The 14,959-nt window shown below is 73.3% G+C and carries 15 protein-coding genes; 2 read left to right on the top strand and 13 right to left on the bottom strand.

Annotated features, from left to right (window positions below; translation table 11 throughout):
- Positions 1-15 precede the first annotated feature (15 nt).
- The 5 genes from ABD784_RS09095 to ABD784_RS09115 all read right to left on the bottom strand — a co-directional run bounded on the left by ABD784_RS09095 (position 16) and on the right by ABD784_RS09115 (position 4,617).
- Complete coding sequence (locus ABD784_RS09095; protein WP_344883158.1) at positions 16-672, bottom strand: 3-oxoacid CoA-transferase subunit B; 657 nt, start codon at positions 670-672, stop codon at positions 16-18.
- A gap of 11 nt (positions 673-683) precedes the next feature.
- Positions 684-1,382 (bottom strand): 3-oxoacid CoA-transferase subunit A, encoded by a 699-nt coding sequence (locus tag ABD784_RS09100; protein ID WP_344883161.1) that lies wholly within the window; start codon positions 1,380-1,382, stop codon positions 684-686.
- Positions 1,383-1,384: 2 nt separating this feature from the next.
- Positions 1,385-2,626, bottom strand: a complete 1,242-nt coding sequence (locus tag ABD784_RS09105) for a thiolase family protein (protein ID WP_344883164.1) — start codon at positions 2,624-2,626, stop codon at positions 1,385-1,387.
- 114 nt (positions 2,627-2,740) lie between these two features.
- A complete protein-coding gene (locus tag ABD784_RS09110; protein WP_344883167.1) occupies positions 2,741-3,328 on the bottom strand; it encodes a hypothetical protein in 588 nt (195 codons plus the stop codon).
- Positions 3,329-3,402: 74 nt separating this feature from the next.
- Complete coding sequence (locus tag ABD784_RS09115; RefSeq protein WP_344883170.1) at positions 3,403-4,617, bottom strand: glycerophosphodiester phosphodiesterase family protein; 1,215 nt, start codon at positions 4,615-4,617, stop codon at positions 3,403-3,405.
- 254 nt (positions 4,618-4,871) lie between these two features.
- Between ABD784_RS09115 and ABD784_RS09120 the strand changes: the two genes are divergently transcribed.
- The gene (locus ABD784_RS09120) at positions 4,872-5,933 is read left to right on the top strand and encodes an enoyl-CoA hydratase/isomerase family protein (RefSeq protein ID WP_344883173.1); all 1,062 of its coding nucleotides are present in this window, start codon (positions 4,872-4,874) and stop codon (positions 5,931-5,933) included.
- 76 nt (positions 5,934-6,009) lie between these two features.
- Here the strand turns inward: ABD784_RS09120 and pcaDC are convergent, their stop codons facing one another.
- From pcaDC to ABD784_RS09160, 7 genes are all read right to left on the bottom strand, one after another.
- Positions 6,010-7,326 (bottom strand): bifunctional 3-oxoadipate enol-lactonase/4-carboxymuconolactone decarboxylase PcaDC, encoded by a 1,317-nt coding sequence (gene pcaDC / locus ABD784_RS14365; RefSeq protein WP_459127259.1) that lies wholly within the window; start codon positions 7,324-7,326, stop codon positions 6,010-6,012.
- Positions 7,319-8,743, bottom strand: coding sequence for a lyase family protein (locus tag ABD784_RS09135; RefSeq protein ID WP_344883177.1), 1,425 nt, complete (start codon positions 8,741-8,743; stop codon positions 7,319-7,321). The genes pcaDC and ABD784_RS09135 overlap by 8 nt, the downstream gene beginning before the upstream one ends.
- A 33-nt stretch (positions 8,744-8,776) precedes the next feature.
- Entirely contained in the window at positions 8,777-9,379 is a 603-nt protein-coding gene (gene pcaG, locus ABD784_RS09140) for a protocatechuate 3,4-dioxygenase subunit alpha (protein ID WP_344883179.1), read from the bottom strand.
- Entirely contained in the window at positions 9,380-10,141 is a 762-nt protein-coding gene (gene pcaH / locus ABD784_RS09145; protein ID WP_344883518.1) for a protocatechuate 3,4-dioxygenase subunit beta, read from the bottom strand.
- 134 nt (positions 10,142-10,275) lie between these two features.
- Complete coding sequence (locus ABD784_RS09150; RefSeq protein WP_344883182.1) at positions 10,276-11,481, bottom strand: 4-hydroxybenzoate 3-monooxygenase; 1,206 nt, start codon at positions 11,479-11,481, stop codon at positions 10,276-10,278.
- Positions 11,482-11,559: 78 nt separating this feature from the next.
- Positions 11,560-12,318: an IclR family transcriptional regulator gene (locus ABD784_RS09155; RefSeq protein ID WP_344883185.1), complete on the bottom strand. Its 759-nt coding sequence runs from the start codon at positions 12,316-12,318 to the stop codon at positions 11,560-11,562.
- Between the two features lie 53 nt (positions 12,319-12,371).
- Positions 12,372-13,073, bottom strand: coding sequence for a helix-turn-helix domain-containing protein (locus tag ABD784_RS09160; RefSeq protein WP_344883188.1), 702 nt, complete (start codon positions 13,071-13,073; stop codon positions 12,372-12,374).
- Between the two features lie 101 nt (positions 13,074-13,174).
- On the opposite strand from ABD784_RS09160, the gene ABD784_RS09165 reads away from it, so the two are divergent.
- Complete coding sequence (locus ABD784_RS09165; protein ID WP_344883191.1) at positions 13,175-14,260, top strand: NAD(P)/FAD-dependent oxidoreductase; 1,086 nt, start codon at positions 13,175-13,177, stop codon at positions 14,258-14,260.
- Positions 14,261-14,308: 48 nt separating this feature from the next.
- Here the strand turns inward: ABD784_RS09165 and ABD784_RS09170 are convergent, their stop codons facing one another.
- Entirely contained in the window at positions 14,309-14,854 is a 546-nt protein-coding gene (locus tag ABD784_RS09170; protein WP_344883194.1) for an acyl-CoA thioesterase, read from the bottom strand.
- Positions 14,855-14,959 lie beyond the last annotated feature (105 nt).

Consider the following 14,959-nt stretch of genomic DNA (forward strand, 5'->3'; position numbering starts at 1 on the left):
AGCGCCAGCGTACCGTCACGCCCGGGTCAGTTCGACCGGGACGCGCTCCTGGAGCTCGGCGAATGTGGTGCCGTGGGTGGAGCGGACGGCGACCCCGCCGTCCGCGAGGACGAAGACCGCCTGCTCCGTGTAGATCCGGGAGACGCAGCCGAGGCCCGTCACGGGATAGGTGAGCGCGTCGACGAGCTTGGACTCGCCCGACTTGGTGAACAGGCTCATCATCACCCACGTCTGCTTGGCGCCGATGGCGAGGTCCATGGCGCCGCCGACCGCGGGGATCGCGCCCGGCGCGCCGGTGTGCCAGTTGGCCAGGTCGCCCGCCGCGGAGACCTGGAAGGCCCCGAGGACGCAGACGTCCAGGTGCCCGCCGCGCATCATCGCGAACGAGTCCGCGTGGTGGAAGTAGCTGGCACCGGGCAGCTCGGTGACGGGGATCTTGCCGGCGTTGATCAGGTCTCCATCGATCTCGTCGCCGGCGGCGACCGGTCCCATGCCGAGCATCCCGTTCTCGGTGTGCAGGGTGATGCCCTGCTCCGCGGTGAGGTGGTTGGAGACGTTGGTCGGCTGGCCGATGCCGAGGTTCACGAACGCCCCGGCGGGGATGTCGGCGGCGACCAGCCGGGCCATCTCGTCGCGGGTCAGGGCGGCGTCGGTGTCTGCGCGTTCGCTCATGGCGGGCTTCCTCACTTCTCGGTCGGGGCCAGGGCCGGGGTGGGGCCGGACGCGATGGCGACCAGCGTGTCCACGTAGATGCCCGGAGTGGCCACGTGCTCGGGGTCGATGTCGCCGACGGGGACGATCTCGTCGACCTGGACGATCGCACTGGCCGCGGCGGTGGCCATGACGGGGCCGAAGTTCCGCGCCGTCTTGCGGTAGACGAGGTTGCCGAACGTGTCCGCCCGCAGGGCCTTGATCAGGGCGAAGTCCGCCTTGATCGGTGTCTCGAGGACGTAGCCGACGCCGTCGATCTCGCGGGTCTCCTTGCCCTCGGCGAGCAGCGTCCCGTAGCCGGTGGGGGTGAAGAAGCCGCCGATCCCGGCGCCGGCGGCCCGGATCCGCTCGGCGAGGTTCCCCTGCGGGACGAGCTCCAGCTCGATCTCGCCGGCCCGGTAGGCCTCGTCGAAGTGCCACGAGTCTGACTGGCGGGGGAAGGAGCAGATCATCTTCCGCACGCGGCGCTCCCGGATCAGGAGGGCCAGGCCCGCATCGGCCTGCCCGGCATTGTTGTTGACGACCGTGAGGTCGGTGGCGCCGCCTTCGAGCAGCGCGTCGATCAGTTCCATCGGCTGGCCGGCGTTGCCGAAGCCGCCGATCAGGACGGTGGAGCCGTCCGTGATCTGCGCGACGGCGTCGGCGGCCTGCTCTGCGATTCTGGGGGCCATGCTCACTCCTGCTCGGCGTTGATGTTCTCGAGGACGACGGCGATGCCCTGGCCCACGCCGATGCACAGCGCTGCGACGCCGTAGCGCTGGCCCGTGGCCCGGAGGCGGCGGGCGAGCGTGCCGAGCACGCGGAGCCCCGAGGCGCCGAGCGGGTGTCCGATCGCGAGGGCGCCGCCCCACGCGTTGACGAGGTCCGTGCTCCGCAGGCCCTCCGCGGTCCAGGCGTCGAGGCAGGCGATGGTCTGGGCGGCGAAGGCCTCGTTGAGCTCGACCGCGCCGATCTGGCCCCACGTGAGGCCGGCGCGCCGGATGGCGGTGTTCGCGGCCTCGACGGGCGCCTCGCCGAAGTACTGCGGCTCGTTGGCGGAGGTGCCGCGGCCGATGATCCGGGCCAGCGGGTCCATCCCCAGAACCCCGGCGGCGGTCTCGGAGCCGATCCACGCCGCGGAGGCGCCGTCGCTCATCGGCGAGGCGTTCCCCGCCGTGACCGTCCCGGACTCGGCCGGGCGGAAGACCGTGCGGAGGCCGGCGAGGGTGTCCGCCGTCGAGTCCGCCCGGACGGTCTCGTCGCGGGCGACCTCGCTGGAGCGCCGGTCGGCCGGCGGGACGGGGACCACCAGGTCGTCGTAGTGCCCGGCGTCCCAGGCCTCGGCGGCGAGCCGGTGGGAACGGGCCGCGTACTCGTCCTGGGCCTCGCGGCTGATCCCGTGCTTCTCGCGCAGCTGCTCGGTCGCCTCGCCGAGGGAGACGGTCCACTCGGACGGCATCTGCGGGTTCACCAGGCGCCAGCCGAGAGTGGTGTTGGCGAGCTCGAGGTTCTGCGTCGGGTATGGCCGCTCCGTCTTGGGCAGTACCCAGGGCGCGCGGGACATCGACTCGACGCCGCCGACCAGCATGAGATCCGCCTCGCCGACCTCGATCTGGCGGGAGGCGACGAGCGCCGCGTCCAGTGACGAGCCGCAGAGCCGGTTCACCGTGGTGCCGGGGATCGAGGTGGGCAGCCCGGCCAGCAGCGTGGCCATGCGGGCGACGTTGCGGTTCTCCTCGCCGGCGCCGTTCGCATTGCCGAAGACCACCTCGTCGATGGAACCGGGGGCGACGTGCTCGGCGTCGAGCCCGGGCGCGCGGTCCACGAGGGCCCGGAGCACCAGGGCCGCGAGGTCGTCCGGGCGGTGGGCGGCCAGCGAGCCGCCGATCTTGCCGAAGGGCGTGCGGACGGCGTCGTACACGTAGGCGTGCTGCATGGGGCTCCCGTCGATACGGTCGGATCGATCAATTGTTCTCTCTGCGAACGCTTGTGCGCTAATTGAACAATATCAGGGATCCCGGGATGAGCACAGGGGTCTCGGGGAACGCGCTCAGAGGGCGGCGAGCAGTTCCCTCCACGCAGCCTTGCGGCTGGCGACCCCGTCCGGGGCCGGGATGCGGGTATGAGTGGCGGTCACGAGCACCCGGTCCGCACCCTTGTCCTCGAAGGAGACGGCAGCGCGCGTCCCATCGTCGAGGTCGAGCCGCCAATAGGCGCGCCGGTCCGTGGCCGAGGTGCGCGGCTCCCCCTCCGGCCCGGCACCGAGGGGCCCTGGAGCGCCGGCCCGCACCTCGGCGAGACCCGCGGCGGCCAGGTCGGACCAGCGCCGGGCGACCTCGTCGCGCCGTCCTGCCACGGTGCGGCTGACGGAGGCGTCGAAGGTGCCGTCGGGCCGCTGCCCGGGCAGGCGTCGACCGACGTGCTGCTCGTAGGCGACCGCGACGGACTGGGCCCACCAGCCGTTGTTGCCGTTGGCCACGTCGAGCCGCTCCAGGGCGAGCTCCGCGATGCGGGGGTGTGGCTCCTCGCGCGCGCCGGCCTCGTCCAGCAGGGCGACCCAGTCGGCCCAGGAGCGCCCGGACGCCTTCTCGATCGCGGCGACGTTGGACGGGTTCACGGGGTTCGACGGCTCCACCATGCGCTCAGGATACGCCGACGACCCGGCCCCGAGGAGGCCCCCGGGGCCGGGCCGCCCACCAGCATCAAGCGGGGTCAGTTGCCGAACGTGTCCAGCAGCCGGCCCTCGGCCGACCAGAGCCCGAGCGAGTCTCCCCCGTTGTTCAGGACCGCTCCGCCGTGGTTGTAGTAGGCGTCGTCCGCGTCCGTGCCGGACGCCGAGTACACGCGCAGCGTCTCGCCCGGCTCCAGCACGTAGCCCTCGCCGATGCTCAGGACGTTGTTGGCGGCATCTCGGAGGTAGTAGCCGGAGACGTCCACCGGGGCGGCACCCTCGTTCACGATCACCACGTGCTCGCCGTGCTGGTCCTGCGTGTCCGAGCCCGGCGCGTCGTTGACTGCGCCCTGGATGCTCACGCCGCGGCCACCCGGGAACGGGTCGCGGCCGTCGAGGTAGCGCTCCAGCTGGATCGGGAAGTCGCCCGTGATCCGCTCGACGCCGAGGGCCAGCGCCCTCTCCATCTCGTCCACCGCGTTGACCGTGTAGACGCCCACCTCCAGGCCGGCGGCCTGCACGCGGTCCACGGCGGCCTGGTCCAGCGTGCGGTAGTTGGTGCCCACCGAGTCGACGAATCCGGCCAGGCGCTCCAGCTCGGCCTCGCCCGGCACGGTCCCGGCCAGCTGCTGCAGCGGGATCTCGGGGGCGAGCTCGGCGAAGCGCGCGTTGGAGGCGGCGTCGAATCCCAGCACCTCGACCTTGCCGGCGGCGACCAGTTTCTTCCAGCCCGGGTCCCCGTGGAGTGCGTCGGCGACGACGGCCTCGACGCCGGGCGAGTTCTGCGGGGACTTGATCTCGATGTAGACGCCCGTCTGCGTGGTCGCGATCCGTGCGGCGTCGTCCAGGTGCGGGATCCGCTCGCCGGCGTACTTGGCGGAGAAGTAGGAGCCGACGTCCAGCTGCTGCAGCTCGTCCCAGGTGAAGGACGTGATCGGATCGTCCTCCCGCCCCGGGAAGACCTCGGCTGCGTTCGTGGTCCGCGCGGGCGTGTTGTCGTGGAAGAGGAACGGCACGCCGTCCGCGGAGAGCTGCACGTCGATCTCGAAGAAGTCGGCCCCCGAGGCCCGGCCGTCCTTGAACGCGGCGACGGTGTTCTCCGGCGCGGTGCCGGCGGCCCCGCGGTGTCCGATCAGCACGGGCTGCTCGCGCTCCGGCAGACCGGCGCTGGGGCCTGCGTCAGCGGCGTGCGCGCCGGCGGCACCGGCCAGCAGTACGACGGCGCCGGTCGCCGCCGCGGTGAGTGTCCGGGTCATGGGGTGCTTCATCGTCGAGTCCTCGTCTTCTTCTGCGTTGCGGGCATGGTGCTCCTCGGGGCGGCAGCGGGGCCACCCTGCCGGGCCACGATTCCGCGTCACGGTGACGCTGGGCGGACGCCGGGGTTAATTCACTCCAAAGACCGGGCCAAATGTGGAAGACTCGGCGGAAACGGCCATGTCACGGAGAGAAACAGCATGTCGCAGACCCAGCACCGCGCCGGACGGCTCGAGCTCGCGGGACGGGTGGGACGATGACCGGCCGGCCCGCCCCCGCGCAGCACGTGCTCGCCCAGGTCGCCGACGGCGTCGGAATCATCACGCTCAACCGGCCCGAGAAACTCAACGCCCTGACCGAGGAGATGGTGGACGCCGTCGGGCGGACCCTGACCGCCTGGCAGGATGACGACGCCGTGCAGATCGTCGTGCTGCACGGCGCCGGCGACCGCGGGTTCTGCGCCGGCGGCGACATCAAGGTGTTCTACGAGTCGATCGTGCAGGACCGCCACGCGGACTTCCTGCGCTTCCTCAGCCGCGAGTTCGAGGTCGACCAGCAGGTCGCGCTCTACCCCAAGCCGGTCGTCGCGTTCATGGACGGCCTGTGCATGGGCGGCGGGGTCGGCCTGGCCGGGCATGCCTCCGTCCGCATCGCCACCGCGCGGTCGCAGATCGGGATGCCCGAGGTCCGCATCGGGTACAGCCCCGACGTCGGCGGGACCCACCTGCTCGGCCGCGCCCCCGGCCGGATCGGCGAGCACCTGGCCCTGACCGCCGGAGCCATGGGCGCCGCCGACGCCATCGAGGCGGGGTTCGCCGACTTCTGCATGCGGGAGGACGGGCTGGACGAGCTGCTCGCGTCGCTGCCGGACCTGATGGGGCTGAGCTCGCTCGAGGTCGCGTCGGCGCTCGAGGTGCTCCACGGCGTCGCGCCGCCCGCCGGGACCCGGACGCTCGGCCGGGACCGGACCTGGATCGACGTCGCATACTCCGCGGAGACCGTGGCCGGAATCCTCGAGAACCTGGACACGACCCCGGTGCCCGCGGCGCGCGCGGCCGCCGCCGAGATCCGCAAGCACTCCCCGCTGTCCCTGGAGACGGCCCTGCAGGCCGTGCGCGCGGCCCGCGAGGACGCTTTCCTGCCGTCCGCCTTCACGCGGGAGCTGCGGATCGCGGAGTTCCTCATGGAGCACCCCGACCTGCCGGAGGGGATCCGCGCGCAGGTGATCGACAAGGACCGCGATCCGCGGTGGAGCCCGGCGGACGTCCGGGACGTCGACCGGTTCGCCGTCGCCGCCGCGGTCCAGCCCGCCGAGTGAGCCGGCGGGTGGTCCGCCGGGTGGGCCAACGGTCTGATCCGGCGTAGCGGAGCCGGCGCGTCCGCCGGTGACCGCGTCACTCGTACTCGGCGAGGACCCGCTGACCGATCTTGAAGGCTGCGTTGGCCGCCGGCACGGAGCAGTAGATCGCCGACTGCAGGAAGACCTCCTTGATCTCGTCTGGGGTCATCCCGTTGCGCACCGCGGCGTGCACGTGCATCTCGAGCTCCTCCCAGTAGCCGCCGGCGATCATCGCGGTCAGCGTGATGGCGCTGCGGGTCACCCGGTCCAGGCCGTCGCGCGTCCAGACGGTGCCCCACGCGTAGCGGGTGATCATCTCCTGGAACTCGGCCGTGAACGGGTCGACGCCCGCGTTGGCGCGGTCCACGTGCGCGTCGCCGAGGACCTGGCGCCGCACGGCCATCCCGGCGTCGTAGGGGTCCCCGGGCAGGCGCCCGGCCGGGGCGGTCCCGGCGGCCGGTTTCCCGGCGGCCGGTTTCCCGGCGGCCGGTTTCCCAGCGGCCGGTTTCCCGGCGGTCGGTTTCCCGGCGGCGAGCCCGCCGAAGAAGGCGTCCAGCAGCTGCGCCGTCGCCTCCGGGTCCTCGGCCGGCGCCAGGTGGGCGGCCGAGGGGACGACCGCAGCGCGGCCGTCGGCGACGCCGGCGGCGAGGAACTCGGCCTCGGCCGGCGGGCAGACGGCGTCGTGCGCGCCGGCGACGGCCAGCACCGGGGTCGTGATCGCGCCCAGGTCGCCGCTGAGGTCGTATCCGGCGAGCGCGCGGCAGGCGTGGGCGTAGGAGTGGCGGTCGGCGTTCTGCAGCACGTGCAGCAGCGACGTGCCGGTCTCCGGGTGGGCCTCGAGGAAACCGGGGGCGAACCATCGCTCGGCGGAGCCGGCCACCATGGTGGGGGTGCCGGCCCGCTCCACCAGGTCGGCGCGCTCGACCCAGCCCTCGGGGGTGCCGATCCGCGCGGCGGAGCAGATGACGGCGATCCCGTCGAGGAGACCGGGGTGGTCGTGCCCCAGCTGGGCCCCGGTGGCGCCGCCGATGGACACGCCCGCGTAGAACAGCGGTGCCTGGCCGGCGGGCGGGACCACGCCCTCGGCGCGCAGCGCGGCGACCAGCCGGACCACCGCGTCGGCGAGCTCGGCCAGGGTGTAGTCGGCGCCGGAGGGGTCGGCGCCGGCGTGGCCCGGCAGATCCCAGCCGATCACCGTGAAGCGATGGGCGAGCCGCTCCGCGGTGGTGCCCCACAGTGCGGCGACGCCCGTGCCGAGCGAGGGCCCCACGACGAGCGTGGGCTTGGCCCGCCCGGACGCGGACGGCCGGGGCGGGCTCGCGCCGTCGGCGGCCGGGGTGAGCAGGGACGGGCGCAGGACGGGCTCAGTCATGCAGGGTCAGCTTTCGATAGGTCTCGAGGTGGTGGTCGATGAAGGCGTCGGAGGCGCCGAGGTAGTCGGCGGGGTCGAGCAGCGCGTCGAGTTCGGCGTCGGAGACGGCCGCGGGGTCGACGGCGGCGCGCAGTAGCTGGCGCAGCGACTCCCCGCCGGCGAGCGCCGTGCGCACCAGCTCCGTCACGGCCGCCTTCCCGCTGGCGGTGGGCGTGGACGCGTGCGGGGCGAGCCGGGCCATGATCCGCTCGCTCAGCACCAGGTCGCCGGTCAGGGCCAGGTTCCGGCGCATGCGTTCGGGGTCGGCCTGCAGGCCGGCCGCGAGCGCGGCGAGCTGCTCGGCCGCGGCACCGGCGGCGCGGATCAGCGACCGCAGTGCGGACCACTCGGCGTGCCAGCCGCCGTCGGGCCGCTCCTCGCCGGCCGCGGCGGCCGCCGCGTAGAGCTGGCCGAGCCGGGCGGGCGCCTCGATCGCGGCCTGCTTGAGCGTGACGGACAGGACCGGGTTCTGCTTCTGCGGCATCGCGGAGGAGCCGCCGCGGCCGGCGGAGGTCGGTTCGCGCAGCTCGCCCACCTCGGGACGGGCGCCGAGCAGCACGTCGTTCCCCACCCGGGCGGCGGCCACGACGACGTCGGCGAGCGCGGCGCCCAGCGCCGTGACGGGCAGGCGCTGGGTGTGCCAGGGCGCGCCCGGGTCGGTCAGCGACAGGCGCTCGGCCAGTGCCCGGGTGAGCCGCGCCGGCGTGAGGCCGGTCCCGGCGAGCGAGTCCACCAGCGCGGCGAGCGTGCCGGCGGCGCCGCCCCACTGCAGCGGGGCGGCGGCGAGCGCCGAGCGGGCACGGTCGGCGGCCGTGGACACGGAGGACAGCCAGCCGGCGGCGCGCAGCCCGAACGTGGTCGGCAGGGCGTGCTGGGTGAGCGAGCGCGCGACGCAGAGCGTGCCCCGGTGGGCCTCCGCGAGGGCGGCGAGCGAGGCCGCGGCGGAGGCCAGGTCCGCGGTCAGGGCCTCTCCGGCCCGGCGGGCCACCAGCATGAGGGCGGTGTCGACGATGTCCTGACTGGTGGCCCCGCGGTGCACGGCCGCGGCGGCGGCCGCCGCGGAGTCCTCGTCCGCCCCGGCGGCACGGGCCGTCTCGCGCGTGGCCGCGCGCAGGTCGGCCAGGAGCGGGATCAGGGCATTCGCGCCGTCGCGGGTGCGCTCGGCGATCGAGGCGAGGTCGTACCGGGCGACGTCCGCCGCCTCGGCCACGGCGGCCGCGGCCGACGCCTCGGCGAGCCCGGCGTCGGCGAGGACCTGCACCCAGGCGGCCTCGACGTCGAGCATCGCCTGCACGAAGGCCGCGTCGCCCGTGGCGCGCGCCGCCGCGCTGCCGGCACTCACGGGGTCCAGCAGACCCGCATCACTGGGATCCATCATGCTCCTCAACGTAGGCCGTCCCGCCGCGGCAGCCTAGGAACCGCGCGGGTAGGACAGGAAGACGGTCTCCCCGTTGCCCTGGAGGCGCACGTCGAACCGCAGGGATCCGTCCGCCTCGCGCTCGGCGACGAGGGTGCTCCGGCGGTCCGGATCCAGTGCGGAGAGCAGCGGGTCGGCCGCCAGCGCCTCCGTGTCCTCCGGCAGGTAGATGCGGGTGAACAGGCGGTTGGTGAGGCCGCGCGCGAACACGGTCATCGCGATGAACGGGGCCCGGCCGGGCTCGGTCGGCCCCGGGTTCACGGTGGTGAACGTGTAGCGCCCCGCGTTGTCGACGGCGGCGCGGCCGAACCCGGTGAACGTGTAGCCGTCGCGCACGAGCGACCCGGTCTCCCGGCTGACCGCGCCGGTCTCGTCCGCCTGCCAGATCTCGATCAGCGCGTCGGGGATCGGTTGCCCGGCCCCGTCGGTCACCGTGCCGTAGAGCCGGATCGAGCGCGGGTGGCCCGGGGCCAGCAGTTCCCCGCCCTTCTCGTAGGGCAGTGCGTACCCGAAGAACGGGCCCACGGTCTGCCCCGGGGTGGGGGCCAGCTTCAGTTCCGGCGTGCCGCCGGCGGAAGCTCCTGGTGCGTGTGCCATCTAGTGCTCCTCGTCCTGCGCGTCGTCTTCCATCCACGTCCGGTTGCTGCCGGTGAGGACGATGTCCCAGTTGTAGCCGGTGGCCCACTCGTGGCTCGTCAGCGAGTGGTCGTAGCTGGCGACCAGCCGCTCGCGCGCCTTCGGGTCCACGATCGTCTGGTAGATCGGGTCCAGCGCGAAGAGCGGGTCGCCGGGGAAGTACATCTGGGTGACCATCCGCTGCGTGAAGTCCGTGCCGAACAGCGAGAAGTGGATGTGCGCCGGGCGCCAGGCGTTGTGGTGGTTCTTCCACGGGTACGGGGCCGGCTTGATCGTGGTGAACCGGTACTCGCCGTTCTCGCCCGTGATGGCCCGGCCGACCCCGGTGAAGTTCGGGTCCAGGGGCGCCGGGTGCTGGTCTCGCTTGTGCATGTAGCGGCCGGCCGCGTTGGCCTGCCAGAGCTCGATCAGCTGCCCGCGCACCGGACGGCCGTCGCCGTCGAGCACCCGCCCGGCGACCACGATCCGCTCCCCGATCGGCTCGCCGTGGTGCTGGATGGTCAGGTCCGCCTCGAGCGGATGGACATCCCGCTCGCCGAAGGCCGGCGCCCACAGCTCGATCGTCTCCGGATCCGCGTGGTGCGGGTCCTTGGTCGGGTGGCGCAGCAGCGACGAACGGTACGGCGGGTAGTCCAGCCGCGGCTGGGTCTCGACCGCGCCGGACGCGGCGTAGTCGGCGGCGATCGCCTGGATCTCGCCGGAGAGCTTCTCCTGCGAGTCCATGGTGGCCGCGGGGTCGAGGGCGGGCTGCTGCCCGGCGACGGGTGGCTGGCTCACGTGCACTCCTTCGGTGGGGTGGTGGTCTGGTGGGTGCAGTGGTCTGTTGGGTGCAGTGGTCTGGTGGGTGCAGGGAGGGGTCAGCTGTGCGGCCAGCCCGTGTACGACTCCGCGAGGTACTGCTGCCCGTACCGGGACGAGACCACGGTCTCCAGCTCGCCGAGCGCGCGCCGGGCGACGAACGGGTCCTGCCCTGGCGGGGTGTGCAGCATGGAGGTCATCCAGCTGGAGAAGTTCTGCGCCTTCCAGACCCGGCGCAGGGCCGTGTCCGAGTACGCGCGGAGCAGGGCGTCCGAGCCGGTCGAGGAGAAGCTGTCGATCGCCTCGAAGAGGACCTTCACGTCGGCCAGGGCCAGATTCAGCCCCTTCGCGCCGGTCGGCGGGACGGTGTGGCCGGCGTCCCCGGCGAGGAAGAGGCGGCCGTGGGACAGCGGCTCGCGCACGAAGGAGCGGAAGCCGAGGACCGTCTTGTCGAAGATCGGTCCCGTCTTCAGCTCGAAGCCGTCGGGGCCCGCGACGCGGCCCTGCAGCTCGGACCAGATCCGGTCCTCGCTCCAGTCGTCGACGTTCTCCGCCGGATCGCACTGGAAGTACATCCGCTGGACGCTCTCGCTGCGCTGGGAGATCAGGGCGAACCCGGACGGCGAGTTCGCGTAGATCAGCTCCGGCGCCGACTTCGGTGCCTCGGCGAGGATGCCGAACCACGCGAACGGGTACTCGTGGGTGTACTCGCGCTCGCCGGCGACGGCGCGGCGGCAGAAGCTGCGGGAGCCGTCGGCCCCCACCACGATCTCGGCGTGGACCTCGTAGGAGGCTCCGGCGTCGTCCCCCTCCCCACCCTGGGTGAAGCGGAACTTGGGGGTCTCGGTCTCCAGGTCCCAGAGGTCGGTGACCTCGGCGCTGTAGCGGACGTCGCCGCCGTCCCGGGCCCGGGCGGCGGCGAGGTCCACGAAGACCTCGTTCTGCGCGTAGAGCGTGACCGTGGCGTCGACGAGGTCCTTGAAGTCGAGCGGATGGGACTCGCCGCCGAACCGCAGGTCGATCCCCGCATGCTCGTCGCCGTGCGTCAGGACGCGGGAGCCGACGCCGGTGTCCGTGAGCAGGGCGACGGACCCGGCCTCGAGGATGCCGGCGCGGTGCGTGGTGCGGATCGTCTCGTGGTCGCGGGACTCGACCACGATGTTCTCGACGCCGGCGGCGGCGAGCAGGTGCGAGAGCATGAGCCCGGCCGGTCCGCCGCCGACGATGCCGACGCGGGTGGCGATGACGGTGGGCGTCTGCCCCATTGCAGTCTCCTGGCTCGAGTGGCTGGTTCCTGCAGCCAGTCTGTGCGGCGCGCCACACGGAATCCACTCGGATCCCATTCAATGGGAGACGGGCCGGCCCCCACCGCCCTGCAGGTCGCGGGACGCGCCGCGGGCCGCCGTCATCAGGGCCATGACGACGGCGGCGAGCGCGTCCGATCCGCGGGGGATGACGACGCCGACGGCCGCCACGGCATGACCGGAGCGGTCGAGGATCGGGGCGGCGGCGCCCGTGGTGGTGTCGTCGACGAAACCGTGGAAGCTCGCGTAGCCGTGGTGGCGGATGTCCGTCAGGAGGCGGCGGATGTCGCCGTGCCGCTCCGCGGCCGATGCCCCGTGGCGCGCGAGGTAGTCCGCCTGGACGTGCGCCGGGGCGAACGCGAGGAGGACCATCCCCATGGAGGTCCGGTGCACGGGCAGCCGACCGGCGACGTCGGCCTTGTTGACGGCCGCGCCCGGGCGGGAGAGGCGCTCCAGCACCAGGACCTCGTCCTCGTGCAGCACGGAGAGCTGGGTGTGCTGGCGCAGCAGCTGGTTGAGGTCCTCGAGGTAGGGCAGCGCGATCCGGCGGAGATCGCGGGCGGCGGAGGCGCGGTTGGCGAGCTCCCAGAGGCGCAGGCCGAGGCGCACGCCGCCCGCCTCGCGGACCACGAGCCCCTGGTCGGCCAGGTCTCCGACGAGCCGGTAGGCCGTCGCCGCGGGCAGATCGGCGCGCTCGGCGATCTGCGCGACCGTCAGGAGCGGCTCGTCCGCGGTGAACGACTCGAGGATCCGGACCATGCGATCGAGCAGCTTGTCCCCGGAGCGTGAGTTGGCCATGCGCCATCCTAACGGCGGCCGACGCCCACGGAGCTCGGCCTCGTGGCTCGGCCTCAGAGCTCGGCGACGTGGACGCGCTGCCCGTCCGCTCCGAACAGGGCGACGAGCTCCACGGCCTCGGGTCCGGCGGCGTCGAACCAGTGCGGCGTGCGCGTGTCGAACTCCGCGGCCTCGCCCGGCCCCAGCTCGAACTCGCGCTGGTCCGCGCCGACGCCGAGCACCAGGCGGAGGCGCCCGGAGATGATGTAGAGCCATTCGTGGCCGGGATGACTGCGGGGCTGCGGGCGAGCGGCCTCCCGCACGGCCGGCAGGATCTGCTTGTAGGCCCGCAGCCCCGGCCCCTCGTCGTTCCCGCCGCCGACTACTCCGTGGCTCAAGGGCAGCACGGTCCGGCCGTGGCGGCGGACCGGCCGGATGTGCACGCGAGGATCGCCGACGGGCGGCGCTCCCACGAGGTCGTCGAGCGGGATGCGGTAGTGGCGGGCCAGCGGCAGCAGGAGCTCCAGCGTGGGCTTGCGCTGCCCGGACTCGAGCCGGGAGAGGGTGCTCACCGAGATGCCCGTCCCCGTCGAGACCTGGCTGAGGGTCAGGTCCCGGGACCGGCGGATCAGCCTGAGCCGGCCGGCCACCCCGTCCAGTGCGGTCCGATCGTGCGACGGCTCCTCACAGCGGCCCGCACGCTCGACGGCGTCGTCCACAGCTGTGTCTTCCACGAGGGCGCCACCCTCGGCGGCCTCGGTCGCCTCGTTGTCCATGCCCGCCAGTTTGCCATAACGGCAATGGCACTTGCCAGTGCATCGGACAGGGAGGAGACTCCTATTGAGAACGTTTCTCACGAAAGGGGGCCGTGAAGGCCATGGACCACAGCACCGCTCATCAAACCACCACGAACCGCACCACGACCAACGGGACCACCCTGAACGGGGCCGCACTCCACCCCACCGACGACACGGCGGATCAGGCCGGACCGGTCCTCGACGTCGCCGTGATCGGCGGCGGCGTCGCCGGCCTGGCGGCCGCGACGGCACTCGGCCGGTCACTCCGGACCGTTCAGGTGCTCGACGCCGGACAGCCGCGGAACGCGCCGTCGCCCGCCGCGCACAACGTCTTCGCGAACGACGGCGCAGCCCCGGCCGACCTCCTCGCCGCCGCACGCTCGGACGCCGAGAAGTACGGAGTCCGGATCCGCTCGGCGGAGGTCACGGCGATCCGCCGGCTCGAGGTCGGCGAGGCGACTCCCGGTGCGACAGGCGGCCGCGCGCGCTTCGCCGTCGCCCTCCGGGACACGGACGGGACACACGAGGTGCTGGCCCGCCGGATCCTCCTCGCCACCGGGCTGCAGGACCACCTGCCGGGCATCCCGGGGCTGGCCGAGCACTGGGGCACGCAGGTCCTGCACTGCCCCTACTGCCACGGCTGGGAGGTCCAGGGTCAGCGGATCGGCGTCGTCGGGACGCACCCGATGGTGACCCATCAGGCCCTGATGTTCGCCCAGCTGAGCAGCCGGGTGACGCTGATCGCGCACGCCGTCGAGCTCGATGCCGGGCAGCGGGCGGAGATGGCGGCGGCCGGCGTCGAGGTCGTCGAGGCCCGGATCGCCTCGGTCTCGAGCGCCGGCGGAAGGCTGGACGGCGTCGTCCTGGAGGGCGGGGAGCGGCTGGACCTCGACGCCCTGACGGTCCAGTCGAGGATGGTGGCGCGCTCCGAGCTCTACCGCTCGCTCGGCGGGACGGTCAGCGAGAACCCGATGGGCGAGTTCGTCGAGACGGACCCGCGCGGCGCGACGGCACTCGCGGGCGTCTGGGCCGCCGGCAACAGCAGCAACCTGGCGGCCAGTGTGGCGCACGCGGCCGCCGAGGGGGTCACTGCGGGCGCCGGACTGAACCTGGACCTGATCCAGGAGGACGTCGAGGCTGCCCTGCCCGCGTCCGCCGCCTCCTGAGCGGCCCGCCCGCGCCGCCTCGCGTGCGGGACGAGGACCGCCGCCGGCCTACCAGTCGCTGGGCGCCGCTTTCCGGGCACTGGGCAGCCGCGTGGCCTCCAGCCACGGCTCGACCCACTCCGGGGCGCGCAGATGGGCGGGCGGCTCGACGCCGAAGGCGGCCAGGACCTCCGGCATCGGCACCGCTCCCCCGCGGCTGCGGAACCGGGCGGCGATCATGCCGGAGGCGTAGATCTCGCCGTCGGCGACGATGCGCTGCTCGAGCAGGATGTGCCGGTCGTCCAAGCCGGCGATCCTGGTCTCCATCGTGAACTTCTGCCCGAGGGTCACGGACTTGCGGAAGCGGATGGTCTCAGCCTGGACCACGGGCACCCAACGCCGCTTGACCATGCCATTCCAGACGCCGGCCCGGAGCATCAGGTCGAACCGCCCGAGGTCGAAGAGCGAGAAGTACATGCCGTTGTTGATGTGGCCGGCGGTGTCGATGTCCGTCAGCAGCGCCCGCATGTCCAGGCGGGCCACGTCGAAGATCCCCACCGGGGACCGGCGGCGCCAGGTGAGCATGAGCAGCAGGAGTCGGAAGATCATGTGCATGTGACCCATGTTACTCGGCGGTAACAACGATGCCCAGCGAAGCGATGGCCAGGCAGCAGGCCCGAGCCGTGCGGGGTGGCGGCCCGGGACGGGAGGGCGGGCCCG

Source organism: Zhihengliuella alba (genome assembly GCF_039538765.1).
GTDB classification, from domain to species: domain Bacteria; phylum Actinomycetota; class Actinomycetes; order Actinomycetales; family Micrococcaceae; genus Zhihengliuella; species Zhihengliuella alba.

Bases quoted from the DNA above. Each gene is read 5' to 3' on its own strand.
- ABD784_RS09095 (WP_344883158.1), bottom strand. From the start codon at position 672: ATGAGCGAACGCGCAGACACCGACGCCGCCCTGACCCGCGACGAGATG.
- ABD784_RS09100 (WP_344883161.1), bottom strand. From the start codon at position 1,382: ATGGCCCCCAGAATCGCAGAGCAGGCCGCCGACGCCGTCGCGCAGATC.
- ABD784_RS09105 (WP_344883164.1), bottom strand. From the start codon at position 2,626: ATGCAGCACGCCTACGTGTACGACGCCGTCCGCACGCCCTTCGGCAAG.
- ABD784_RS09110 (WP_344883167.1), bottom strand. From the start codon at position 3,328: ATGGTGGAGCCGTCGAACCCCGTGAACCCGTCCAACGTCGCCGCGATC.
- ABD784_RS09115 (WP_344883170.1), bottom strand. From the start codon at position 4,617: ATGACCCGGACACTCACCGCGGCGGCGACCGGCGCCGTCGTACTGCTG.
- ABD784_RS09120 (WP_344883173.1), top strand. From the start codon at position 4,872: ATGACCGGCCGGCCCGCCCCCGCGCAGCACGTGCTCGCCCAGGTCGCC.
- pcaDC (WP_459127259.1), bottom strand. From the start codon at position 7,326: ATGACTGAGCCCGTCCTGCGCCCGTCCCTGCTCACCCCGGCCGCCGAC.
- ABD784_RS09135 (WP_344883177.1), bottom strand. From the start codon at position 8,743: ATGATGGATCCCAGTGATGCGGGTCTGCTGGACCCCGTGAGTGCCGGC.
- pcaG (WP_344883179.1), bottom strand. From the start codon at position 9,379: ATGGCACACGCACCAGGAGCTTCCGCCGGCGGCACGCCGGAACTGAAG.
- pcaH (WP_344883518.1), bottom strand. From the start codon at position 10,141: ATGGACTCGCAGGAGAAGCTCTCCGGCGAGATCCAGGCGATCGCCGCC.
- ABD784_RS09150 (WP_344883182.1), bottom strand. From the start codon at position 11,481: ATGGGGCAGACGCCCACCGTCATCGCCACCCGCGTCGGCATCGTCGGC.
- ABD784_RS09155 (WP_344883185.1), bottom strand. From the start codon at position 12,318: ATGGCCAACTCACGCTCCGGGGACAAGCTGCTCGATCGCATGGTCCGG.
- ABD784_RS09160 (WP_344883188.1), bottom strand. From the start codon at position 13,073: ATGGACAACGAGGCGACCGAGGCCGCCGAGGGTGGCGCCCTCGTGGAA.
- ABD784_RS09165 (WP_344883191.1), top strand. From the start codon at position 13,175: ATGGACCACAGCACCGCTCATCAAACCACCACGAACCGCACCACGACC.
- ABD784_RS09170 (WP_344883194.1), bottom strand. From the start codon at position 14,854: ATGCACATGATCTTCCGACTCCTGCTGCTCATGCTCACCTGGCGCCGC.